The sequence below is a fragment of the Bacillus sp. TH30 genome, assembly GCF_016650875.1.
Lineage (GTDB): Bacteria > Bacillota > Bacilli > Bacillales > Bacillaceae_G > Bacillus_A > Bacillus_A mycoides.
In genome coordinates this window covers 4,345,581-4,370,315 of sequence record NZ_JAEKEY010000002.1, presented here as the reverse complement: position 1 = coordinate 4,370,315, position 24,735 = coordinate 4,345,581, and the positions used below count along the sequence as shown (strand labels likewise).

Annotated in this window: 28 protein-coding genes and 1 pseudogene; 9 read left to right on the top strand and 20 right to left on the bottom strand. The window is 34.5% G+C overall.

Annotation, left to right across the window (positions count from 1 at the left end):
• The first annotated feature begins 255 nt into the window (after positions 1-255).
• On the top strand, positions 256-405 hold the full coding sequence (gene sspO / locus JFU20_RS24765) for a small acid-soluble spore protein O (RefSeq protein ID WP_002033549.1): 150 nt from the start codon (positions 256-258) through the stop codon (positions 403-405).
• Positions 406-442: 37 nt separating this feature from the next.
• Here sspO and pdaB read toward each other — a convergent pair whose 3' ends face one another.
• Complete coding sequence (gene pdaB, locus JFU20_RS24760; protein WP_002066634.1) at positions 443-1,168, bottom strand: polysaccharide deacetylase family sporulation protein PdaB; 726 nt, start codon at positions 1,166-1,168, stop codon at positions 443-445.
• 45 nt (positions 1,169-1,213) lie between these two features.
• Positions 1,214-1,477: a hypothetical protein gene (locus JFU20_RS24755; RefSeq protein WP_002014282.1), complete on the bottom strand. Its 264-nt coding sequence runs from the start codon at positions 1,475-1,477 to the stop codon at positions 1,214-1,216.
• A 121-nt stretch (positions 1,478-1,598) separates the two neighbouring features.
• On the opposite strand from JFU20_RS24755, the gene JFU20_RS24750 reads away from it, so the two are divergent.
• Both JFU20_RS24750 and JFU20_RS24745 read left to right on the top strand, forming a co-directional pair.
• Positions 1,599-1,742, top strand: a complete 144-nt coding sequence (locus JFU20_RS24750; RefSeq protein ID WP_002014281.1) for a small acid-soluble spore protein P — start codon at positions 1,599-1,601, stop codon at positions 1,740-1,742.
• A gap of 125 nt (positions 1,743-1,867) precedes the next feature.
• Positions 1,868-2,248, top strand: coding sequence for an Hsp20/alpha crystallin family protein (locus tag JFU20_RS24745; RefSeq protein ID WP_002014278.1), 381 nt, complete (start codon positions 1,868-1,870; stop codon positions 2,246-2,248).
• A 58-nt stretch (positions 2,249-2,306) separates the two neighbouring features.
• On the opposite strand, the gene JFU20_RS24740 is transcribed toward JFU20_RS24745, so the two are convergent.
• Positions 2,307-3,545, bottom strand: a complete 1,239-nt coding sequence (locus JFU20_RS24740) for an MDR family MFS transporter (protein ID WP_002014277.1) — start codon at positions 3,543-3,545, stop codon at positions 2,307-2,309.
• An 84-nt stretch (positions 3,546-3,629) separates the two neighbouring features.
• Positions 3,630-4,022, bottom strand: coding sequence for a hypothetical protein (locus JFU20_RS24735; protein ID WP_002137716.1), 393 nt, complete (start codon positions 4,020-4,022; stop codon positions 3,630-3,632).
• A gap of 132 nt (positions 4,023-4,154) precedes the next feature.
• Here JFU20_RS24735 and JFU20_RS24730 point away from each other — a divergent pair, with 132 nt between their 5' ends.
• Entirely contained in the window at positions 4,155-5,357 is a 1,203-nt protein-coding gene (locus tag JFU20_RS24730; protein ID WP_157381559.1) for an alanyl-tRNA editing protein, read from the top strand.
• 193 nt (positions 5,358-5,550) lie between these two features.
• On the opposite strand, the gene JFU20_RS24725 is transcribed toward JFU20_RS24730, so the two are convergent.
• Complete coding sequence (locus JFU20_RS24725; RefSeq protein ID WP_002137718.1) at positions 5,551-5,994, bottom strand: NUDIX hydrolase; 444 nt, start codon at positions 5,992-5,994, stop codon at positions 5,551-5,553.
• Positions 5,995-6,098: 104 nt separating this feature from the next.
• Between JFU20_RS24725 and JFU20_RS24720 the strand changes: the two genes are divergently transcribed.
• Positions 6,099-6,680, top strand: a complete 582-nt coding sequence (locus JFU20_RS24720) for a DUF6434 domain-containing protein (protein ID WP_002014269.1) — start codon at positions 6,099-6,101, stop codon at positions 6,678-6,680.
• A gap of 8 nt (positions 6,681-6,688) precedes the next feature.
• On the opposite strand, the gene JFU20_RS24715 is transcribed toward JFU20_RS24720, so the two are convergent.
• The 7 genes and pseudogenes from JFU20_RS24715 to JFU20_RS24685 form a co-directional block, all read right to left on the bottom strand.
• Positions 6,689-7,786: an acetyl-CoA C-acyltransferase gene (locus JFU20_RS24715; RefSeq protein WP_002146313.1), complete on the bottom strand. Its 1,098-nt coding sequence runs from the start codon at positions 7,784-7,786 to the stop codon at positions 6,689-6,691.
• On the bottom strand, positions 7,779-9,242 hold the full coding sequence (locus JFU20_RS24710) for an acyl-CoA synthetase (protein ID WP_201038963.1): 1,464 nt from the start codon (positions 9,240-9,242) through the stop codon (positions 7,779-7,781). Before JFU20_RS24710 ends, JFU20_RS24715 begins: the two co-directional genes overlap by 8 nt.
• 65 nt (positions 9,243-9,307) lie before the next feature.
• Entirely contained in the window at positions 9,308-9,883 is a 576-nt protein-coding gene (locus JFU20_RS24705) for a biotin transporter BioY (protein WP_002014265.1), read from the bottom strand.
• 123 nt (positions 9,884-10,006) lie between these two features.
• Positions 10,007-11,620, bottom strand: a complete 1,614-nt coding sequence (locus JFU20_RS24700) for a long-chain fatty acid--CoA ligase (RefSeq protein WP_002014264.1) — start codon at positions 11,618-11,620, stop codon at positions 10,007-10,009.
• Positions 11,621-11,790: 170 nt separating this feature from the next.
• Positions 11,791-12,578, bottom strand: a pseudogene (locus tag JFU20_RS24695) (helix-turn-helix domain-containing protein).
• Between the two features lie 268 nt (positions 12,579-12,846).
• A complete protein-coding gene (locus JFU20_RS24690) occupies positions 12,847-13,407 on the bottom strand; it encodes a GNAT family N-acetyltransferase (RefSeq protein ID WP_201038961.1) in 561 nt (186 codons plus the stop codon).
• Entirely contained in the window at positions 13,404-13,607 is a 204-nt protein-coding gene (locus JFU20_RS24685; RefSeq protein ID WP_033710153.1) for a hypothetical protein, read from the bottom strand. The genes JFU20_RS24690 and JFU20_RS24685 overlap by 4 nt, the downstream gene beginning before the upstream one ends.
• 152 nt (positions 13,608-13,759) lie before the next feature.
• On the opposite strand from JFU20_RS24685, the gene JFU20_RS24680 reads away from it, so the two are divergent.
• Both JFU20_RS24680 and JFU20_RS24675 read left to right on the top strand, forming a co-directional pair.
• Positions 13,760-14,572 (top strand): GNAT family N-acetyltransferase, encoded by an 813-nt coding sequence (locus JFU20_RS24680; protein WP_002014261.1) that lies wholly within the window; start codon positions 13,760-13,762, stop codon positions 14,570-14,572.
• Positions 14,573-14,743: 171 nt separating this feature from the next.
• Positions 14,744-14,947, top strand: a complete 204-nt coding sequence (locus JFU20_RS24675) for a CsbD family protein (protein ID WP_002014260.1) — start codon at positions 14,744-14,746, stop codon at positions 14,945-14,947.
• Positions 14,948-15,234: 287 nt separating this feature from the next.
• Here the strand turns inward: JFU20_RS24675 and JFU20_RS24670 are convergent, their stop codons facing one another.
• The 4 genes from JFU20_RS24670 to JFU20_RS24655 form a co-directional block, all read right to left on the bottom strand.
• Entirely contained in the window at positions 15,235-16,704 is a 1,470-nt protein-coding gene (locus JFU20_RS24670; protein WP_033716217.1) for a DUF4822 domain-containing protein, read from the bottom strand.
• Positions 16,705-17,146: 442 nt separating this feature from the next.
• Positions 17,147-17,398, bottom strand: coding sequence for a DUF2164 domain-containing protein (locus tag JFU20_RS24665; RefSeq protein WP_002014257.1), 252 nt, complete (start codon positions 17,396-17,398; stop codon positions 17,147-17,149).
• A 17-nt stretch (positions 17,399-17,415) separates the two neighbouring features.
• Complete coding sequence (locus JFU20_RS24660) at positions 17,416-17,868, bottom strand: peptidoglycan recognition protein family protein (RefSeq protein WP_002014256.1); 453 nt, start codon at positions 17,866-17,868, stop codon at positions 17,416-17,418.
• A 15-nt stretch (positions 17,869-17,883) separates the two neighbouring features.
• Complete coding sequence (locus JFU20_RS24655; RefSeq protein ID WP_033715885.1) at positions 17,884-18,687, bottom strand: protein phosphatase 2C domain-containing protein; 804 nt, start codon at positions 18,685-18,687, stop codon at positions 17,884-17,886.
• 144 nt (positions 18,688-18,831) lie between these two features.
• On the opposite strand from JFU20_RS24655, the gene JFU20_RS24650 reads away from it, so the two are divergent.
• Positions 18,832-19,641 (top strand): YitT family protein, encoded by an 810-nt coding sequence (locus JFU20_RS24650; RefSeq protein ID WP_000251329.1) that lies wholly within the window; start codon positions 18,832-18,834, stop codon positions 19,639-19,641.
• Positions 19,642-19,661: 20 nt separating this feature from the next.
• On the opposite strand, the gene JFU20_RS24645 is transcribed toward JFU20_RS24650, so the two are convergent.
• Positions 19,662-20,033: a VOC family protein gene (locus tag JFU20_RS24645; protein ID WP_002014253.1), complete on the bottom strand. Its 372-nt coding sequence runs from the start codon at positions 20,031-20,033 to the stop codon at positions 19,662-19,664.
• A 235-nt stretch (positions 20,034-20,268) separates the two neighbouring features.
• On the opposite strand from JFU20_RS24645, the gene JFU20_RS24640 reads away from it, so the two are divergent.
• On the top strand, positions 20,269-21,801 hold the full coding sequence (locus JFU20_RS24640) for a BA3702 family sensor histidine kinase (protein ID WP_201038959.1): 1,533 nt from the start codon (positions 20,269-20,271) through the stop codon (positions 21,799-21,801).
• Between the two features lie 136 nt (positions 21,802-21,937).
• Here JFU20_RS24640 and JFU20_RS24635 read toward each other — a convergent pair whose 3' ends face one another.
• From JFU20_RS24635 to JFU20_RS24625, 3 genes are all read right to left on the bottom strand, one after another.
• Positions 21,938-22,732 (bottom strand): phosphotransferase, encoded by a 795-nt coding sequence (locus JFU20_RS24635; protein ID WP_002014251.1) that lies wholly within the window; start codon positions 22,730-22,732, stop codon positions 21,938-21,940.
• A 137-nt stretch (positions 22,733-22,869) separates the two neighbouring features.
• A complete protein-coding gene (locus tag JFU20_RS24630; protein ID WP_002014249.1) occupies positions 22,870-23,487 on the bottom strand; it encodes an alpha/beta hydrolase in 618 nt (205 codons plus the stop codon).
• 24 nt (positions 23,488-23,511) lie between these two features.
• Positions 23,512-24,450, bottom strand: coding sequence for a ring-cleaving dioxygenase (locus JFU20_RS24625; protein ID WP_002014246.1), 939 nt, complete (start codon positions 24,448-24,450; stop codon positions 23,512-23,514).
• Positions 24,451-24,735 lie beyond the last annotated feature (285 nt).

The following is a 24,735-nucleotide window of genomic DNA, read 5'->3' as shown; positions in this document are numbered from 1 at the left end:
CTGAATATAAAATGTAGACAAACTTTTCAATACCTTACGATAATATCTTATTACAACTTTCTAAATAAGTAAATAATAAGAAACTTATGGATTATCATAAGTTTTCTTTATCTTTCTAAATTTGAATAGTGTCCATGCTCTTTATTAATACTATTACTATAAAGTAAAGCACTCTTTCAGCGTTTTACTTTACGTTCATATATGCTATGAACGACTCATGGTTCGTCTATAAAAAACATTATAGAGGTGAGAAAAATGGGTAAACGAAAAGCCAATCATATTATTTCAGGAATGAATGCTGCATCCGCCCAAGGGCAAGGAACTGGCTATAATGAAGAGTTCGCAAATGAACCTTTAACTCCGGCAGAGCGACAAAATAATAAGAAACGAAAAAAGAATCAGTAACGAAAAATCCCAAAAGGTATACCTTTTGGGATTTTCTCTAATGTTTATAACGTAACAACTCCGAAACTGTTACAAATCGATAACCCTGCTTTTTCAGCTCAGGTAAAATTTTTGCTAATGCCGCCACTGTTTGACTACGATCACTTCCTCCATCGTGCAACAGTACAATATCTCCACTTTTAGCATTTTTCACAACATGATTTACTATGGATTCTGTACCTGGATTCGCCCAATCACGAGGGTCTTGATGCCATGACCATAGAACAATTTGATACCCAGCTTTTTTTGCCGTAGTAAATACAGCATCATTAATATATCCACCTGGCGGACGGAACAATAAAGGTTCTTTCACCCATTTTTCAAAATATTTCTTTCCATTTAAAATATCATGTTCTAATTTTTCATCTGATGAATTACTCGCATACAAATGATTCATCGTATGATTTCCGATTTCATGCCCTTCTTTCAACACTTGCTTTACTAAGTACGGATTACGCTGAACTCGAAAGCCAATCATAAAAAAAGTCGCTTCCGCTTTATATTGACGTAATAACTCTAATACTTGCGGTGTATAAGTTGGGTCCGGTCCATCATCAAATGTAATTGCGATAATTTTTTCATTATTTGGTACTTCCCATGTTACATAGCCAGTTGGCTCTAGCTCTTTTCTTAACAACATTTTAGCTTCCACTTTGTCCACTTGAAATATATGTACTGCACAAATTAAAGAAAAAATTGATAGAATAATTTTTCGTTTCAGCATAGTAGCACTAAAAGTAATGAGATTGTTGAATTCACAACAACCTTTTCACTTTTCTATTTGATCTACATTTCGCATAATATTTTGGAGATTACTTTCATATTGCTCAAGTTGTGGACGCTGCGTTTCTGATGCTACTTCAAGTGCATTTTGAATTTGTTCGTACGCCTCTTGCACTTCTTGGCGTAACTCTTTTAAATCATGGCCGTAATTCGGGTCATTTTTCACAATATTATTGAATATATTTTCCGCTTGAACAACCCCTTGCTGCGCGGCCTGAAAAGCCTGTTGCTTATCTTTATGATATGGCATAACACTTTCCCCTTCCTATATGAGTTAGTCCTACTTATCTTTACCCGTTTCTCAAAAAACATTCTCGTATAAATTCGCAAACTTCTCTCATTCTAAATAGGGAGAGGAGGTGTAAAATACAATGGGTAAAAACAATAATCAATCTAATCGTCAAAACGAGAAAAAAGGGCAATCTTCTGGACAGCCCGAACCTTTAAGTGGATCTCACAAAGTTAAAAATCGTAATCATTCACGTCAAAAAAATCATGCACATCATGATATGTAAAGCAAAAGCATTCACACACACTGTATCTTTCACATAAAATGTTTATATTTTTCTATTTGTTCTTCACCTCTATTTCATTCATGCATAACATAGTATGAATTGAGATTTTACGGAGGGTGTCTTTCATGGGCAAGAAAAAGAAGGATTGTCTTTTTCATGTTGATGGTTTCGAAGAATGGATGGATCAATTTTGTTCTGATTCTTGTAGCAACTTTAGTTTTCCAAATCAAATTCATATTGACCTTTGTGAAACAGAACAAGAATACATTTTGGAAACAGATGTACCAAATGCAACTGCACAAAATGTACTCATTAAAAAGATGGAGACAGGCCTAAACATTTGTATACTTTATAAAAACACTTCTTTACAGCGGATTGTTCCTTTACCTACTAATATCATTTATAACAAGATGCTAGCCTGTTTAGAGAATGGATGTTTAGCCATTCATATTTCCAAAAACGAAGTTGCCAATAAGCATGAAAAGAAAGTTCTTTTTTCAAATTAAGGATTACTATAAACACAAACATGAGCCCGAGCAACTTTTTAGTTTGCTCGGGCTCATGTTATTTCGCATGTATTTCTATTTTAGAATTTCTAATATATCTTTTTTTCATTAAACCTTTTGTCACTAAAAGAACTGGGAACGCTATGCTTGAAAATATAGCTAATATTAAAAATACTATAAAGCCATTTTGATATCCATAATGATCGAGAAGTATCCCGCCAAACCAAGGACCAATTACTACTCCAATTCCTGAAAATCCCATAGCTCCAAAATATGTCCCTTTCAAATGTGGAACAGCTATCTCATCAATAAATACATCTGTCATTGAAAACATTAATACTTCTCCGAATGTAAAAATAATTGTACATATAGCAGCCCCTAACATAGATTCTACTAGTCCAAATCCAAACAATCCCCCGCTCACAAATAACGTTCCAACCATAATAGATGCTAACGGCGTATACTTTTTACACATTTGAATAACAGGGTATTGAATAACTACTACTGTAATCGCATTTAAAGTTAGCATATATGAGAACAACTTTACTCCATCTTGAAATATATGTGCGTTTGCAAAATATTGAGATAGTGTCGTCGTTAAATGTGAAAAACCACTATTACTCAAAATGATTCCGACTAAAGCAACTAAAAATACTATGTCTTTTCGCAAAATCCGAACCGCACTTAACATTGTGACCGGATTTTCTGTAGCTACTTTCTTTTTATCAAGTGGATATTTCTTAAATTGAAACGCTAATATAACTGTATATAAAATGTACACTCCAGCGGCTACTAAAAAAGGAATCGTTGATTTTGCACTTCCAATCTGTAATCCAACAAGTGGACCCATCGCTACTCCAACATTTATTGCACCGTAACGCAAATTATATACGAGTAAACGATACTCTGGTTTCGTTAAATCTGATAATAAAGCTCTTGATGTCGGTTCAAAAAAAGAACGACATAAGCCATTCAAAGCGTTTAATAGAAAGAAACTCAAAACATGCTCTGCAACTGAAAATCCTATAAATACAAACACCCAAACAATCATGGACCATATTATAATCATCTTTCGACCAAATCGATCAGATAAATTGCCCCCAATAAAACTAGCAAACACTCCAACAAGCGCACTCGTTCCAATGATAGCACCGGTCATTCCAGCCGATACGTCTTTAACAGTCGTTAAATAAATCGCTAAAAAAGGAATGCTCATTGAAGTTGCAAACCTAGCAAATAATGTCCCTATAATGATACTCATTCCAAGTGGATGAATATTTTGTAACTTCCCCTTCATCTTTAAACCTACTCTCCCTTTTCCTACATAAAAAAAGAAAGCAAAGGATCTGCTTTCTTTTTCCTTTTTCTATACTTGAGATGTTTATACCCGAGCTGTTCTCGTTATTTCCATATCAATTCCATATGTAAACTGTAGTTCTTTACAAACATCTTTAATCAAAATAGCTACGTTATACTTTTCATTAAATTCTAAAACAATGCTTTCTACTTCTTCATATGTATACTTATATTCGCCAGTAATTACACTTTTTAAATCAAAGCATTCATTAATACAAAGCTGGACGAGTAATTGTTCATACTTCTCTATGACATCTTCTTTTTTCCAAAGTAACTCCTTTACATATAACCGATCAAATTTCACACTTTCTCGATTACAATCCGTTAAAATCCGGGTCATCTCATTTAATTCTCGATATAATTCGGAAATATTTCTGCTTAAACTAAGCAATTTATCTACGCCGTTTTCATATGGCATTTTCATTCCCCCCCGCATTTTCTTCTTATTATAGCAAGAAAATTCTAAAAAAGTTTCTTTCTTCTGAAATATTAGGAAACTAATTTCAATTGCTTTACAATGAAACTAGCTAACACGAAAGGGGAAAGAAAATTGGAGAAAAAATTATATTACATCGATGCTTATCAGCAAACCTTTACAACTAAAGTTATAAAACAAGAGCATGATACAGAAGGAAACTTATATGTTGTCTTAAATGAAACTGCATTTTATCCAACAGGCGGCGGACAACCACATGACACTGGAACTTTAAATGGTATTCCGGTAATTAACGTTGAAGAAGTAGATGGAGAAATTCGCCATTTCATAGTAGAACAATTACATATGGAAGAAGTAGAGGGTAAAATAGATTGGGATCGCCGTTTTGATCATATGCAGCAACATACAGCTCAGCACATTTTATCCGCTGCTTTTTGGGATCACTTTAACATACCGACAATCGGGTTCCATCTTGGAAAAGAAACTATAACCATTGATTTAGAAACTGCCAACCTTTCTACAGAAACTGTTGAGAAGGCCGCACAAATTGCTAATCAAATTGTTTTTGAAAACCACCCTATTCGTATTAAATGGATGAACTTAGAAGAGGCCAAAGCATTACCCCTTCGCAAAGAACCAACTATGACAGAAAATATACGCGTTGTTATTATCGCAAATTATGATTACAACGGTTGTGGTGGAACACACCCGAAACATACAGGTGAAGTAGGTCCTATTCAAATACTAGGATGGGAGCGCAATAAAGGTGGTATACGCTTAACATTTATCGCTGGTTGGCGCTCTCTTAAATTAATGGGACAACAGCAACAAATTATGAAAGATGTTTCTAAACAATTGAACAGTAGCGACACTGATATTCCAGCAAAAGTAGCACAACTTCTTACCTCTCAAAAAGAAAACGAAAAGGCAGTACAAGCAATGAATGAAAAACTATTATTTGTAGAAGCAAATGAACTATTACAACAATCGGAAGAAATACATGCTGGAACACTTATCTCTCGAGCATTTACAAATCGCTCTATGCAAGAAGTCGCAAAACTAGCTGCTATTATTACGGAACAACAAGAACACGCAATTACATATTTCGTTATTGAAAATGAGGAAAAATTACAATGTATTCTCGCTTGTGGTAAAGCAGTGACACTCGATATGAATACACTTTTAAAAGATGCCCTCCCTTCTATTGAAGGAAAAGGTGGCGGAAATAAAAAGAATGCTCGCGGCGGAGGAAAAGCAATTATGAGTGGGGATGAGTTTTTAGATCAACTTGTTTCTTCTTTACAGTCAGCAGTGTAGATTATTTTATGAATGGGATGTCATTGAACTGTGTGACATCCACTTCTCTTTTCTGCTTCGTACACAGTAGTACAGTAAATGAAATTATATGAACGATTCTATAAGAAATATCGATTTTCCAACAAAATACAACAATAAACACAACTTATAGAGTAAGAGGAGGCTGTTCTAAAATAACAGCCTCCTCTTATGTTTACAAACCAATATTTTGTTTTAACCCTTGATAACTTCCTGCGTTCAAGAACTTTTCAGATGCAAGTTTAATGAACTTCTCAGAAAAACCATATCTACTCAATTCTTCTATCGCTACCATTTGTACATCATGAATTGGATTAAGATCAAATTCATTAGACGGAAGCTTGATTTCACCTGCAATCCTTTCAAGCAGAAATGTAATATGCAATAAAGATGGGATAGCATCTGGTTTATCACAAACATAGAGTAGTCTCTTAATCTTAACTTCTAATCCGGTTTCTTCTCTCATTTCTCGAATCATCGCTTCTTCTAACGTTTCACCATTCTCTACTCTTCCTCCAGGTAAAGACCAATTCCGATTAGCGACTCTTTGTTTTACTAACAATACTTTTTCATCTTCAATTAAAATTCCAGTAACACGAACTTGCATTACATTTTCCATATGTAATCTCCTCTTCCCATTAAATTTATAAATTAATCCTTCCACAAAAGGAACGTATGTTTTATAATTAAAGAAAATTATGGAAGAAAGAAGTTGTTATATGCATGCGCCCACCTTTAACAAAGTCTATATCTCTTGAAGATTTCCAAAACTATTATTGGTTAAAAACAGAACTGCAAACATTTTGTCGTGAGCATGATTTACCAGCTAGTGGCTCTAAGATTGAAATAAGCGGGCGTATCTCACATTATTTAACTACGGGTAAAGTATTAAAAAACAGTTCTCATCAAAAAGTGAGTAAAGCTTCCCTCTCTTATAAAGATCTTTCTCTTCAAACAATTATTACTGAAAATCACCGCTGTAGTGAAGATGTGCGTGCTTTTTTCAAAGAAAAAATTGGAGCAAACTTTCGCTTTACAGTAGCTCTTCAAAAGTTTTTTAAAGAGAATATTGGAAAAACATATGAAGACGCGATAACGTTTTGGTACGAAGAAAACGAACGTAAAAAAGAACCATCCTATAAAACAACTATCGGTACACAGTTTGAATACAATCGCTTTACTCGCGACTTTTTCGAAGATCCAAATAACAAAGGAAAATCAAAAGCTGATGCTATCGCTGCTTGGAACAAAATAAAAGCAAAACCTGGTAACAACGCCTATATTCCTGAAAAAATAGAAAACTAGTTATCTTGCTAGTTTTCTACTTTCTCAAATAATAGAGCAAGCCCTATCCCTCCCCCAATTCCTAATGTAGCAATTCCATATTTCATATACTCTCTTTTAGCCTGATAAAACAAGCGCGTTACAAGCATAGCTCCAGACGCACCGTACGGATGACCAAGTGCTATTGCACCACCATTTACATTTAACTTTTCATACGGAATTTGTAACGTTTGCGCACATGCAACAACTTTAGCGGCGAACGCTTCATTCATCTCAATACAATCAATATCTTCTATTACTAAATTCATTTCTCTAAGTATTTTTTGTACGGCAAATATCGGACCAGTTCCTGGAAGATTTGGGTCAACTCCAACTACAGCACTATGAACGAAACGAAGAACTGGCTTGTACCCTAATTTCCGAGCTTGCCCCTCTTCCATTACAAGAACAGCACATGCCCCGTCATTTACACCACACGAATTCCCTGCTGTTACCGTTCCATTTTGCAAAAATACAGGTTTCGTTCTCTTAATCATTCTTTCATAATTCATTTCTCGCTTTATAGATTCATCTAATAATCCATTAAAATAATGAGGTAATATCTCTTCTTGTATATATCCTTTTTCTAATGCTTGCAGCGTTCTTTTATAGCTAAGACAAGCATATTCATCTTGCATCTCTTTTGTTATGTTATATTGCTCTGCAACATACTCAGCTGTCACTCCCATATCAGGATCCCCAATTGTTTCAGGTGAAAACCGCGCTCTATTTTGAAAAGGTGACGTACTTGTACTCTCTACGCCCCCAGCAATATAACAATTACCTGCATCCCCTTGAATAAAATGACACGCAGTACGAATTGCTTCCAATCCAGCGCCGCATTGCCGGTCAATCGTTACACCAGGTATATGATAACCAAGCCCAGCTTCTAAAGCCGATAATCTTGCAACATTACCTCCCGGTCCAACAACATTCCCTAATATAACATCGTCTATTTCTCTCTCAATTCCTTTACTTAAAAACGTAAGAAGTGGTGCTGCTAATTGCTGAACTTCATAATCTTTCAACATCCCGTTTTTTTTACCAATAGGTGTTCTTTTCGCTTCTACAATAACCGCCCTATTCATATATCTTCTCCCTGTTTTCAATCATACTTTTTGCTGCATTGCGAGCTATTTTCCCACTATTTGTATAAGGTATTTCATCAACAAAGTACCATTCTTTCGGTATTTTAAAAGATGATAATCGTTGTAAGCAAAAACTCTTTAATTGTTGCTTTGTAGCACTTCCTTTTACGATAGCGACAGGCTTTTCACCCCAGTAACTATCTTCTACACCAACCACAACTATTTCTTCAACAGCTGGATGTGTCTGTAATACCCTTTCTATCTCTTCTGGGTAAATATTGATTCCTCCAAATAAAATCATATTCTTCTCTCTACCAACAATATATATAAAGCCTTCTTCATCTTGGTAGCCCACATCCTGCACTGTCATCCAGCCACCTTCGGACAATTGCGGGATTATAGCTCCATCCGATACATAGCCCATAAAAAACTGATCACTTTTCACATACACAGTTCCTACCTCACCTGTCTGTACTTCTTCTCCTGCTTCATTACATATTCGAACTTGTACATTATGACAAGGTTTCCCTACTGAATTCGGTTTTCTTTCACTCTCTTCATCAACCAATGCCGTTACAAAGCTTAGCTCAGACGCACCATAAAACTCATATCTTTTTGCATAAGGAAACACATTCTTCATCTTCTCTTTTGCTTCAACTTCCCATTTCGCTCCTGACGAAATAATTTTCATTTCACTTTCAATTACTTTATTTTCTTTATACAAAGACTCAAGCATTGTAGGAACTGTATACATTACAGAAATATTCTCTATCTTTATACTAGATAGCACTTGAACTGGTACAAACTTTCTCATTATGTGTACCGTTTGTCCTAGAAATAATGCACTTATTGCCCCGTATAAGAAAAGAGAATGAACAAGCGTCCCAGCTATGAAAATAGAATCTTCCTTTTTCATATAAAAATCATGTACATTACAATCAAAACTATGTACCCACGACTGTTGAGCACGTAAAAACGCTTTTGCTTTTCCAGTCGATCCTGATGTAAATCCCATATAAAAAGGAGCGTTTTGTACATTTTCTACAGAATGATATGCAGGAAGATAGTTCTCAATCATTTCTTTCCATTCTTCAATCTCAATAATCCTTCCTTCTTCGCACGATATATCACTAAGCCTATACTGCTCCGCCACAATAATATCCGGTTTACTAATCGCTATTCTTTCTTTAAGTTCATCTCGTTTCCATTTTATATCTAGCGGCACACAAACCCATCCAGCCATAGCAGAACCAGCAAATAGTTGTAAAAATTCCATACTATTCTCTAATAAAATTGCTATCGTTTTATTCTGCGATTCTTTTTCATTCAACCAGTTTGCTACTTTACAAACTGACTCAAACCATTCTTTATATGTTAATACTCTATCATTTTCTTTAATCGCTATTTTATTTGGTTGTAAAGAGGCATACTTTTTATATTCTTTTGTAATCCCCATATGAGACTTCCTTCCTTTACAAAATAATAAAAAGAAACACGCAAGTAACGTGTTTCTCCTTTTTCTTACCCTGCATTTGTAATTTTTTTATTCTTCAAAGCAGGCGTAATAATATGTTTCAATGAGCGATGTAATCTTGTCACAAGAATCGCTGCTATAGTCGCTTTTATGCAATCACCTGGTAAAAATGCGACACTTACTTTCATCGTTTCCCATACGGAAATATCCATTACGAAAGCTTGGACAATGATACCAAATACATAAACTACGAAAATACCACCAATTATATTAATGCATAGTACTTTTATAATAGAAACTTCACGCAAACGCTCAATTAAATATCCAATGACAAACGCTCCAACGATATAACCAAGTAAATATCCTGCACTTGGCCCAACAAATACCCCTGGTCCCCCGCGCCCACCAGCAAGTAATGGTGCTCCAACTCCAACTATAAGTAAGAAAATAAGCTGACTTAACGCACCGAGCCGTGAGCCTAACAACCCACCAGCAAGCATAACACCGAGTGATTGTAATGTAATTGGAACTGGTGTAATAGCAAGAGCAATTGGAGGTATTAACCCTAACACTCCCATAATAGAACTAAATAAAGCGACGAAAACTAAGTTTTTTGTATTCATATTTGCTTCTCCTATTTGTAAACTTAAATTAGATTTTAGATAACATATTATAGGAGTTATATTATCTTTCCCTTCGACGTTTGTCAACCGTGATTAAAAATAAGTTTACAAATAAAAATTCGGTTATTTCTCTTTATGCAAATGCTCAAGTTCTTTTCGAAGTGCCTGTTTTAAAAACTTCCCAACAGATGTTTTCGGTATTTCTTCCATAAATACAATATCGTCTGGTAACCACCACTTCGCAAACTGTGGTTTTAAAAATTCATATAGTTCTTCTTTTGTAACAGTACTATTTTTCTTTTGTACAACGCAGGCAACTGGACGCTCTTGCCACTGCGGGTGTGGAATTGCAACGACAGCCGCTTCAAATATAGCATCATGTGCCATTAAAGCATTTTCAAGATCCACTGAAGAAATCCATTCTCCTCCGCTTTTAATAACATCTTTCGTACGATCAACAATTTTCACGCAGCCTTCCTCATCAACTGTAACAACATCACCAGTATATAACCAACCGTCTCGGAATCCTTCGACAGTACGATCATCGTTATAATAGCTTTCAGCGATCCAAGGTGCTCGTAAACATAACTCTCCCATCTCAGTACCATCCCACTTCACTTCACCGTTTGTACCGACTACTTTCATCTCTACACCAGGGACAAGATATCCTTGTTTTGAGCGGATTTCTAATTGCTCTTCATATGATAATTCTGTTTCATAACTTTTTAAACGTGCAAGTGTTACGAGCGGGCTTGTTTCAGTCATACCATATGCATGTACGAAAGGAACATTATATTTTTGCTCAAATGCTTTAATAACGCTTTTCGGTGCAGCAGCACCACCGCATAATATTCTCGTTATACTAGATAAATCGTAACTATTATTTTCTAACTCTTGTAATACACCGAGCCAAATTGTCGGCACACCTGCTGCTATCGTTACTTTTTCAGCTTGAATCATCTCTAATAAAATTTTCGGAGTAAACATTGGTCCTGGCAGAACTTGTTTAGTTCCAAACCAAGTAGCTGCAAAAGGAAGCCCCCAAGCATTCACATGGAACATTGGTACAATTGCCATAGCCGCATCACTTTCCGATAAAGCAGCTGTATCGGCTAAACCGAGTGCCATACAATGCAAAACCGTACTACGATGCGTATAAACAACGCCTTTTGGATTCCCTGTAGTTGCTGACGTATAACACATACCAGCAGGTGTATTTTCATCAATATCTTTTACAAATTGGAAATTGGGATCGCCTTCTTCTAATAGCTTTTCATAATGATATACAGGCTCCAGTGTAGTTTTTGGAAGTTCGTCTTTATCAGTCATAATAATGTAGGCTTGTACAGTTGATAATTGCGATTGAATATTTTCAACAAGTGGTACGAGATCTTCATCAATAAGTAGAATTCGATCTTCTGCATGCTGAATAATGTATGAAATATGTTGAGGAGATAAACGAATATTAATTGTGTGTAAAACGGAAGCAATACCTGGAATAGCAAAATATGCTTCTACATGTCGATGATGATTCCACGCTAACGTTCCTATGCGCTCGCCTTCTTTAATCCCAAGCTTTGTTAACGCACTGGAAAGTCTTCTTGTCCTTTCCCCTAGCTGCTTATACGTTAAGGTCGTAACTGTATCATGCGTCCGTGAAATGATTTCTTTCTTCGGGAATAGTTTTTCTGCCCTTTCCATCATAGAACTAATTGTTAGAGGTACATTCATCATCATATTGTTTACATCCTCCCTTTAAAGCGTTTTCATTTCTGTATATTATAACAGACTTCTACAAAAAATTACGATATTTTTCTGTATTTTCTGAATTATTTCTTTGGAAATAATTCTAATAAATAAAAACCATGTTTTGAATACATACGATACAAAACATGGTTCTCTCCTATTTAAAAACTATCTACCTTTTTTCTTACTTTCTTTTTTAATTTAAAAATGACACGATTACTATATTCTTTATTTTCTACTAAAATCCGATACATCTCCCACACTCCTACAACACGAACAAAAAGATAGACTCCAATAGCAATAAGTACAACACAGTACGGATAATACTGCACTAATTCGCCTGAAGTGATATGCTTTTTCTCAAATAAAAATGGTATCGCTCCTGCTGCAATAAAACAAAATCCAACAATCATCACTGCAGCATACCTCTTCTTAATTACTTCATATCTTTTTGTCAATTCTTTTAAAAAGTTTTGATCAAATAGTAATTCTTCTTTTTTAATACATTGTATCGACTCTCTTCTATCGTTGCAGGTACCATCATTGCTCCAATTCCAAGGACAGCAATAATAATGACAAGAAATGTCGACATTGTTACATCTTCTTTGAATAATAAATACGGTATTGTAGATAAAATAAGCAAACTAAACCCTAACGCGATATATTTTGAAATCTTTTGTCCGTACACTATATACCCTTCTGCCATTTCCGTACTTACATAATAACCATGTTCAGTTTCATTAATTTGTTCAGCAGTTTCTTTTAATAAGTAATCAAGAGATACTTCAAATACATTTCCAATCATTATTAACTTTTCAGTTTCAGGAAATCCTTGACCGTTTTCCCATTTACTAACTGCTTGCCTTGTTGTGTTTAATTTCTCAGCTAATGCTTCTTGAGAAAGGCCCTTTTCCTTTCTTAATTTAAAAAGCTTTTCACCAAATCCCATATGTGTGTCCCCCTTTGTTTTCTTAACTAAATTGTATGCAAACATTGCCCCTATCTCTATCTTCCTGCGGTTGCACTTTGTCAACTTACGGTTGCGATTGTGTTATATAGCGGTTTTCTATACGATTTAGCTAGTTTTCTTCTATGATTGTGGTATTAAGAAAAACAACACCTCTCAATAACCAATTATAACAATTAAAGGTAATTATTGTTATACATAAAACAAAAACCCCCTTATTCAATTAAAGGAGTTTTCAATATAAAATATTTCATTGATTCATATATCTTTTCCTAGATATACAATACCTTTTCGTATCACGATACTTACCTTTAATGAACAAATCCTTTTGAATTGTACAATCGTATTCCATATTCAAACGTTTCATTAATTTTTCAGATGCTTCATTTTCTGAATTACATCCTGCTTCAATACTATTAAGACGTAACTCATTAAAACCATAGCTAAAAAAAGCTGAAGCCGCCTCGGTAGCTAATCCTCTACCCCAATATTTTCGTGATAAGGCGTATGCAATTTCCGCTTTATGTTCAGTTACATCATATTTTATAAATCCACAAGTCCCTATGAGTTTTTGTTCCTCTCTTAATACAATTCCAAGGGGAGCTACTTTTTCTTTCTCATATTGACTCACAATTTCTTCTATATATTTTTGTGTGTCATGTAACGATTGATGAGCATCCCATACTGTATACGTTGAGATTTCTTTATCTGAGGCATACTCATATATATGTAAAATATCACTCATATTAATTTCCCTTAATATAAGACGTTTCGTATACAACGCTGGATATGACCACTTCTCAACAATCATAGCGGCTTCTGCCTAAACCTTTCATAATTCCGTACCTTTAATGAAAGGATATTCCCGCAATCTGTACAAATATAAGCATCCACTGGTGAAGATGTGAACATCGTTTCCTTTTTCCGTATTTGTGCATAACCGATAAACTCACCTTCTCCTATGTTTTGAGAACCGCAATGAGAGCATGTCTGCACGTCTTTCTGTTTCATGAGAGCACCACCTTTAATCTGTTTCCACTCCCTTCGACAGTCCGCTTCCATTTCCCTTCCAAAAAACCTCTTATTCTCTTACATTTCAACAGGAATTTCAGAAGAAAAATCGTATATGTACTATGAACTATATTAATTGACGGAGGAATCGTATGAGTACAATTATGACAGTCAATACAGCACAAGAAATCGAGAACGCAGAAATACACATGCTTTCTTCTAGATTAGAGGCACTACAAGAAATAAGCGGAAATCCAATGCAAGTACAAATGAAAAAGTTCGGGAGTGCCACTGCCTTTTCATCAAAAATAATTGCTGGTCCTGCTTTTAATACGGTAAAAGGCATTACATTTACAAATACAGATGAGATAGATGAAATCATCGCTTATTATCAATCACTACAAATCCCTTGCCGTTTTGAAATTACACCGGCTCAAGGTACAACTGAACTATTTCAATACTTATCTCAACAAGGGTTTTACCAATCGAGCTTCCATACCGCTTTATATAGCATACCGGGACAAGATTTTCCGCTTCCCCCTTCTAACATTTCAGTACGCAAACTGAAAGAAAATGAGTTTCATACTTTTGCAGATATTTATATACGTGGATTTAATATGCCGTCCTTTACAAAAAATGGTGTTCGTCAAAATAATGAAATTCTTTACAATAAACCAGGATGGCATTTTTTCATAGCCGAAGTTCAAAACACTCCTGCTAGTATAGGGGTACTTTATATAAATAAAGGTGTTGCTTCATTAGCTGCTTCTGCTACTTTGCCAGAATTTCAACGTAAAGGTTGTCATACCGTATTAATTCAAAAACGAATTGAGACCGCTCTTGAATCCAATTGTAATTTAATAGTTGGACAAGCAAGATTCGGTAGCGGCAGTCAAAATAATATGGAACGTGCCCATATGAAAATTGCTTATACAAAATCAATATGGACTGCGAAAGACATATAATTAACTTTCTTTTTCTTTCCATTACGAATGTATACATTTTATGACAATTACCTTTCTATCCTGTTACTCATTTGAATATTCAAACTAAATTTGTTACGCTATTACTAGATACATCATTCAACTTGCAATATGAAAAGAGAATTCTACTCAAACTACAAGGAGGAGAAATGTATGACTAAACATGATCATGGTTTAAAAGAAAAAGTAGAAGGTGCTATTGATAAAGTAAAAGGTGAAGTAAAAGAAGTTGTTGGGAAAGTCACTGACAATAAAAAATTACAAGCTGAAGGAAAATGGGATAAGGTGAAAGGCTCTGCTAAAGATACTGTCGGTAATGTAAAAGAGAAAATACATGAATATAAAGAGAACAAATAAAAAAGAGCCACGATGTATGGTCGTGCAAGTAGTAAGTTACTAGATCTGAGAAGATTGTCAGCTACTCAAAAATGAAAATACAACCGAGAAAGTAAGAGAGTTTGTATTTTACATTTACCCATAAGATCATTTTAAAATGACAAATAGATGCCTCAAGGCATCTATTTGTCTATAAAGAACTATTTTACTTCTATTGTATAATTACCTAATCCTAATCACTCAGGTTTTTCCTTACTAACATTTTCTAACATAATGCCTTTGCTAGAGTATAAGATTACTTTTACATCTTACTTTGTGAAATTTGGTTTTAGGTCACCTGTATACGGTTCATGCTCAACAAAGATTTTTATATCTTTTCCATTCGCATCTTTCCCTATTCTTGTATACGTAAATTTATCTTTATTTAACTCTGTAAGTTCAAGGACCGCACCATATTTATTATTTCCTAACGAAACGTGAGCTCTTATTTTATTGTCATGTACAACATCGAAGAAACCATAATCCCCACGACTTATCCCTGTATTCATATTGAAAAACTCATATTTATTTGTATTTTTATCATATTTTGCTAGACTGATTAAGTTAGAGTTGTAGTTTGTTACATTATTACCCTGTTCATCTAATACCACTGTTCCGTTCCATAGAGTACTAGATAAGATTTCATCTCCATCAACGTCTGTAACTATTTTCCCCGTCGAGCTTTCTAAATTTTTATCAGGTCGGGTAAAAGAAAGCTCTTTTTCTTGATAAGGAACATGCTCAACAAATACTTCTACATCGTTCCCTTTTGCATCTTTCCCCATTCTTTTATATGTAAATTTCTCCTTGTCTAATTGCGTTAATTCAACAACTGCTTGATAATTTTGCGTTTCAGAAATTAACACTCTTTTCTTTCCATCGTTGGTTATAAAAAAGGTACCGCTATCATTACGACTCTCTCCTGTATTTGCATTAAAAAATTCATACCTTGCAGTTTTAGCATCATATTTTGCAAGCCCGATGAAATTTTGATTTTCTTTCGTTAAATCATTATGATCTTTGTCATAGACTTTTGTCCCTTTCCAGTTTGTTTCACCAAGTATACTAGCTAGTAGCTGCCCTTTCGTGTGTTGAGTTTCTTGTATTGCATTGTATAAAAATTGTGCATACTGTTCACGCGTCACATCCATACTTGGAGCGAATTCCCCTCCTCCTACTCCTTTTGCAATATTATTTGTTTGAACAGCACTAATTGCATTTCTTGCCCATGAGTTCGTTGAAACGTCATTAAAAGTATGATCACTCTTTGCCTTTAAATGAAAAGCATTTGTAAGAACCTGTGCCATTTCTGCACGTGTTAAGGATGCCTTCGTTCTAAAGTTCCCATACTCATCACCCTTAAAAACACCCATTTCTGTTAAAGACAAGATTTCCTTTATATAGCTTGTCGAATCTTCGCTTACGTCCCCATATGGGTTCTGATAATTTTTGTTTTCTGCCATATTAAAATAACGATACATTAAAGCTGCAACTTGTTCGCGTGTTACGTTATCTCCAAAACCAAATCTTCCATCATCATAGCCGAAAATAATTTTCTCACCTGTTAATTGATGAATCGCCTCATATGACCAGTGCCCCTTTGGAACATCTTTGAATACACCAGTATGATTCGTTTGTGGTGTAACCTCCTCTGCTTTCACCTCTCCATTTTTTTCACTTAATAGGCTTCCACCTAAAACTGCTGATATGATACATGTTTTTAAAATTGTTTTATTCATAGCTTCCCAATCCCTTCCTTCATTTAACAAAGAATTACACCACTTATCTTCCAAAAGAAGATTCTATGTGAGCAATTCATGTTTTAAATTTTGATTACAGCTAATTGGTTACACCTCCAAAGTTCTTTTTCGTAGTATCCATAGCTGTTATATATAGGAATTATAAATAGCAACTATAAATTGCCCATAAATAAATTATTAAAAAAAGATAAAATTAAGATAATATATTTTTAATCTCAATCAAAAAAAACGTTATTCTTTCTCATCTAGCTTGTTAAGAAAGAATAACGTTTTTTTAATTCTAGGGTCCCTTTTGGAAAAAAAGAGGTTTATTTTATATGTCCAAAAACAATTTCACGGTCTTTTCCAAACAAAACATCGAAAAAAAGCCGTGGCATATACTTATTTTATAATTGACGGAAGACGACCAAAATAGCTCTTTTTACTTCCCTTCATTCTTCTCTAACACATACAAATCTTCTTCAATATTTGTTAATTTTTCAGTTACAAGTTTTCTTGCATCTCCAATTGCTTGATTGTATGCAAATGGTCCTACTAACTTTATCATTTCTTCTATTAAACGTTCTGCTTGGAAACGTCCAATTTCATCTAAATCTTCTTCAACGAAAAATTGCTGAATTTGTGCTACAAGCTCTTCTTTTTTATCATTCGTTATTTGTATGTTCATCATCATTCGTTACTCCTCTATATTTAAGATAATACTTTTCTTAACTCTACCATAGAAAAGCGATTTCCTGGACAAGTTTTTGTAACCCCTTCTAACTCCCTATGGCCGAGTATATTTCCTTTCTCTATGGCAAACTGCTTCATAAACATTTTACATAAAGAATATAATGAATTCATTTGTGCAGTAGTTGGATCATATTTATCAAAATTCCCCGTCATACATATTCCAATTGTGTCACTATTATTATCTTTCGCATGTGCTCCAATATGTAAACCTCGCCCTTCGACTACAGTTCCATCTTCTTCAATAAAATAATTGTAACCAATCCCGCTCCAGCCTCTTACCTTTTGATGAAATTCGTGGGTTTTATACACATCCCATCCATCTTCTGACGTATGGTGGACAATCAGTTTATTTACTTTCTCTAAAGGAACTAATTCATCTTGAAATGTTAAATTTACACATTTAATTTCCATTTGAACTTCCTCCCCTTAAAAATCAATTATAATAATTGTTTTATCATCTGGTCTTATTCTATTTTCTCCTTCTAGCCTTTCAATGATTGCTACATATTCTTTTATACTATTCTTTCTTATATATATCACAATTTGTTCTAACGACCACTCCGGATGGAACAATCCGTCCGAACAAATAAAGATTCCACTTACATCAGCTACATGTAATTCCCCATGTTGTAAATAAGTCATTGCTTCTTTCATCCCATTTGCAACTGAATAGCCGTTTGGCATATTTGCAAGATAGCGATTGTATTTTAACTGCTCCCGAACATCTTGAAAAACGTGTTCTTCCGGGACTGGTACTCCTTTTTTACGATCCTCTTCCCTCTTCTTTTTTGCGCGTTTACTAATTCCCTTAACTGTATCTTTCGTTAATACTCTTATCGCTCCATCCTGAAGTATTGCAACGATCATACAATCACCTAATTGTGCATATTCAAGTTTATCGCCTTCTATTTGAACTGCTGCAATACATGTACACCACAGATGGTCTTTTTTTCTCGTATCAACCTTGTACTCTAGCATCTTGTTTTGCAATAATTCATTCGCCTTTGCAACTTCACCTTGTAAACTATTGATCTCTCGTAGCGAAGTAAAATGACTTGCAAATAAATGTGAAGCGATGTATGCTCCATTATTTCCTTCTTCATCACAAAATGGAACTAACGGTGTTGCTCCATCGCATACACCGTAAATCATTTTATCTTCATTACAAAAAAATGAATCCTCACACTCTTGTTTTAAAGGACTCTTCTGTTGATACGTCGTTATCTTCATATCTGTATCCCCCTCCCAATTTACCAAACACTCGAACTATTTAGATTAATCTAATTTTCCAAAATAAACTGTTTTCCCAAAAAACTTTCAATTTCATATATAATCTTGAAATAATATGATTATTTAGTGAAGGACGGGAAAGAGATGGTCAGATTTCTTGGTGTTATTTTTGGTTCTATTATTATCGCAATTGCCTTTAATCTTTTCCTTATCCCCCATAAAATTTTAAGTAGTGGAATTGGCGGAATTGCTATTATTTTAGGGATTGTAACCCCTGTAAACACAGGTATTATTAACTTTGTATTGAACTTACCTATCCTTATTTTAGGATACATAGGTCTTGGAAAAAAAGTAATTTTTAACACGGTTGTTTCTGTAATTGTATTATCTGTTGCATTATACTATGTTCCAGTAAAAGTCGTAGCAACAGATCCACTTTTATCATCTGTATTTGGCGGTGTCATCGCCGGAGCTGGTATTGGTCTTGTCTTTAACTGCCATGGTTCAACTGGTGGATTTGATATTATCGGTATGTTGTTATCTCGTAAGCGAGATATTAAACTTGGTGGATTCCTTATTGCATTAAATACTGTTGTTGTTGTCATTGCAGGATTTTTCTTCACTTGGGATGTTGCCCTTACAAGCTTACTTTCAATTTATGTAACTGGTAAAGTAATTGATGCCGTTCATACGAAACATCGTAAAGTTACACTTATGATTGTAACAAATCAAGCAGAAGAAATGAAAAAAAAGCTTCTTTCAACTGTAGTACGTGGAATTACGTTACTTGATGGTGAAGGTGCTTATTCAAACGAGAAAAAACGTGTACTTATGACAGTCGTTTCACGTGAAGAATTAGCAAGTATGAAACTAACGATTTCGGAAATTGATCCTCATGCATTCGTTAATATTACGGAGACTGTTGAAGTATTAGGATTGTTTAGAAAAGTGTAAAAAACTAGGTGGACCTTCACCTAGTTTTTATTTTCCATAAATTCAATTCGATTTCCAAACGGATCTGACACGTAAAACCTGATTACATCTGGTCGCGCATGATCATCTATTACTTCAATACCTTGCTTTATTAACCCTTTTTTAAATTCATTAATTTTCAAAACATAAAAAGCTGGATGCGCTTTTTTAGCTGGATTAAAATTTTGCTCAACTCCGATATGAATCTCTTGATTTCCACACTTAAACCAACACCCACCACGCTTCTTTAATTCCTCTGGCTTTGGGATTTCCTCCATACCAATTTTATTACCATAAAATTCTCGTGCTTCTTCTTCACATCCTACTGGCGCCGCTACTTGTACATGATCAATTCCTTGAATATAATTTTTCATATTCCTTCCCCCTCTTCTATTCTAATGTTATAACGAAAATACATTCATGTAACTTAGAAAATATTAATAAAGCAATATAAGATTCTCTTATTACTACCTTTTTTACCTTCCACTAAAAATAAAAAAGAAAATTTATTATATAATTTCCATTTTTTATAGAAATACACATTGCACCTATATTATAGTTAGTACTAGATTCATCTTTTTTAGATGCTAGTTGTACGGAGGAAATATTATGAGTCGTAAAAAACATTCATCTACTCAAAAAAAGCGTCACCCAAACGTATCGGAGCGCTTGCGAAACCATATACAAAATCGTTCTTTAGCAGAAATGTATGCATCTCTTTTTGAACATAACCCTGATAGTATTATTTCATTGAATTTAGAAGGAGTTATTTTACATATTAACCCCTCTGCTGAAAGAATATTAGGTTATACTTCTAACGAATTAGAGCGAAAAACAATCACTTCTATTTTAGAAGCACATATTTCTGATCAAGTGCTACAATACATAAAAAATACTGCAGCTGACAATCAAAAAGAGTATATCGTCTCTATTTATCATAAAGATGGATATTTACTAGATGTCGTAACAAAATTAGTTCCTATTTTTGTTAAAAACCGTTTAACAGGTGTATACGCCATTATGAAACCCCTTGAAAAATCAGAAAGAATTGAGAAAGTATTACAAGAGAGTGAGAAACGATTACGCACATTAATGAATTCAATGCCTGCATTTGTTATTTTTAAGGATCATGAAGGACGCTGGCTTGAAGCGAATGACTATGCGCTTTCTTGTTTCAATTTCCATAACGTTCCTTATCATGGAAAAAAAGATAATGAACTCATTCAATATAACGAAGCATACCGCGAATCTTTTTTGCATTGTGAAGAAGTCGATGAACTAACATGGCAAAAAGGACAAATTCTTCACGGAGAGGAATTTATTATACATAGAAATGATTTCGACTTAGTTTTAAGCATTTCAAAAGTCCCACTCTTCCATCCTGATGGCTCACGCAAAGGTCTTATAGTGATGGGAAGAGACGTTACCGAACTAAAAGAAACTGAAAAGTTATTACGGAAATCCGAAAAACTTGCAGTAGTAGGACAACTGACAGCTGGAATTGCCCATGAAATTAGAAACCCGCTCACTTCATTAAAAGGATTTTTAACGTTATTACATCCAGAAATAAATGAGGAAAATAAATGGTATGTGGACGTTATGTTGAGTGAGATTTCACAAATGGAATCTATAACAAGCCAATTTATGGCGATGTCTAAACCACAAGTGTTATCTATTCATTCATGCAACGTACAAACATTAATTGAAGAAGTTGTAACTTTTATTTTACCAACAGCAGTTATGCATAGCGTTCATATCATCATGGATCATTTCGATTATATTTCTGACATTCAATGTGACAGTAATCAATTAAAACAAGTTTTGATTAACATATTAAAAAATGCAATCGAGGCGATGCCTGATGGTGGTAACATATTCATTCAAACAGCTTCGTTAGAAAATGATTTTGTTTCAATACGCATTATGGATGAAGGTTGTGGGATTCCTGAAGAGCGCATGGCTCGTCTTGGCGAACCTTTTTATAGCTTGAAAGAAAAAGGAACTGGCCTTGGCTTAATGATGTGCTATAAAATCATTCAAGAGCATCACGGAAAATTATTCATTTCCAGTGAATTAAACATAGGAACAACTGTCGATATCCAATTACCGATTGCTACAGCTCAGCCTGTAACAAACTCTTAACTATGCTACATTAATATAGTAAAAGACATCTGTTATAAGTAGTCGGGTTATTGTGGAAAACATCTACACTAATACGTTAAAAAGCTCAAAGTCCCTATATGACTCTGAGCTTTATTTTTGTATACGATTTATTTTATTAAATCCACTCTTTTCCATGTTTACGAATAAACTGAATATCATTTTCATAATGTTCAAGATGCCCTTCATCTATCATCTTTTGGAAGTTCATATCGCCTTCTAGTGCTTTTCTTTTCATGTATTTACATAATCCTTCTAATCGTAGAAGTACCATCTCCAAATAATCCTCGGCGATGCCATCACTTTTATAGGACTCAAAAAACAATTTAACTCTTTGCTTTATGCGGTCTGCATGCTGTAATGAATTATAATAAACCGCCGCACCTGTTTCCTTATAATAAACTCTACTTAATGGGACACAAGTGTAAAGAGTATAGGCTATGTCCCAAAGTCTTGGCCCAGGACCCGCAACATCAAAATCAATAATACCTACTGGTTTTTCATTATTAAAAATAATGTTGTATATTGCAAAATCATTGTGGCATACAACCTCTATTTTATTTGGAGTATTATCCATCGGTTTCCAATCATCTGATAACGGGAAATCACTCACAGCATCATGATAAAGACGGAGCATCTTCGCTATTTCTTTTAAAACATCATTAGACCACATGTACTCTTTTAAAGGGTAATTACCAGCTTCTCCTTCAATAAATGATAATATCTCTCTATCTTTATCATCAATACCTAAAAACTTTGGTGCATAACTAAAACCTTTGTTTTCCAAATGATTTAATAGCTTATGAATTTTGGTACTGCCTTGCTTTAATTCTCGTCGAACAGTATCTTCCGAACGATATACGTTTGAGACATTCCCTCCCGTTAGCATTTCTTCATTTTCGTAGTTTGACATCTAATAGTTCCCCTCCATTATTCTACATTTCCTTTATATTTTAACATAACTTTCCTATTCTCTTTTAACCCCTTAAATTGCAACAAAAAAATCGAGTATAAAATCTTTATGATTTTACACTCGATTTAGTCTACTATTTATGCATGTGAAAATATTTTTTCATACCATTCTGTTGCCTTCTCTACTTCATTCATCGTTAATTGATGTCCTCTATTTTCCCAATGCATTGTTACATTAGCATCTACATTTTCTAATAGCATCTTCAATTCCTCTGACTCAGAAAGTGAACAAATTGGATCATTTGTTCCAGCAGCGATAAATACGAATTTCTCTGCTAAATTAGGTAATTCTATTCCTCTTCTAGGCACCATTGGGTGATGAAGGACTGCACCTTTTAATGCATTTTCGTAATGGAATAATAAGCTCGCCGCAATATTTGCTCCATTTGAATACCCAACAGCTACGATATTATCTCTATCAAATTCATATGTTTTTGCTGCTTCATTTAAAAATTCATTTAATTCCTTCGTACGGAAAACAAGATCCTCTTCATCAAAAATACCTTCTGCTAATCGGCGGAAGAAACGAGGCATCCCATTTTCTAATACATTTCCACGAACACTTAATACAGAAGCTTCCCGATCAATTCTTTCTGCAAGCGGTAATAAATCTAATTCATTTCCTCCTGTACCATGAAGCAATAACAACACTGGTTTTGACGTATCTTTTCCTTTTTGAAAAACATGTTTCATCATATTCCTTTTCCCCTTTCAATCACTTTAATCTAGACTTCTCACTTCAAATGGTAAGAGTGTCTGTTCAATTTGTTTTCTATGTTGTTCATATCGATCCGGTAATTTTAACTCCTCACCCATCGTCTCTAAAGATTCGTCATGGGCAAAACCAGGAGGGTCTGTTGCAATTTCAAATAAGATTTCGCCGTGTTCTCTAAAATAAATTGCGTTAAAATAGTTTCGGTCTTGTACAGGGGTTACACCATATCCAAAGCGAGACACATGCTCTTTCCAGTCTAATTGATCAGCATCATCACTCGCTCTCCAAGCAATATGATGAACTGTACCAACACCCATTTGCCCACGTCCAATTGTTGATAATCTCAAATCGATAATATTTCCAATATCAGCAGAAGAACGGAACCGCATAAACTCTCCCTCTTCTCCTACTTTCTCAAGACCCATAACATGCTCTAACAATTCAGCAGTTTTTTGAGGTTGTGCAGATAAAAGGACAGCACCGCCAAATCCTTTAATTGCTACTTCTGGCGTAACTTCCCCAAAAGTCCAATTATTTAATTCGCCCTCTTCTCTTTCAACTAATTCTATATGCAAACCATGTGGATCATCAAATTCTATATACTGTTCTCCAAACCGAGTCATTTTTGTATACGGTACGTCGAATTTTTCTAATCTATTTTCCCAAAACTCCATTGTACCTTTTGGTACGACATAAGACGTAATGCCTACTTGACCGTCCCCAATAATACCTTGACGAGCACCTGCCCATGGAAAAAACGTAATAATTGTTCCAGGCTTTCCTCCTGTATTACCAAAATAAAGATGATACGTACCTGGATCATCAAAATTCACTGTTTGTTTTACTAAACGCAATCCTAATACACCTGCATAAAAATCTACATTTTCTTGTGGGTGTCCTACGATTGCTGTAATGTGATGAATTCCCATTGTTTTCTTTTCCATTTTCTCCGCCCCTTTTTATTTCATTTTAAAAACTTTTATACATTAAAATTCATTATTCATTTTGTCCATACTGCAAAGTAAAATCCATCGTTATGATTTTATCTTTAATTCGAGATATAAGCTGTGAAATTACGCATTATCTTCTATATCACTGAATTCATCTCGAATTCGAGATAATTCCAAAAAAATATTTACTCCATCTGAAATCTTTATTCGGAAATAAATTATCTTGAACTCAATATTTATTATAAGTTACTTACTTTTAGTTGTCAACAAGCACTTATT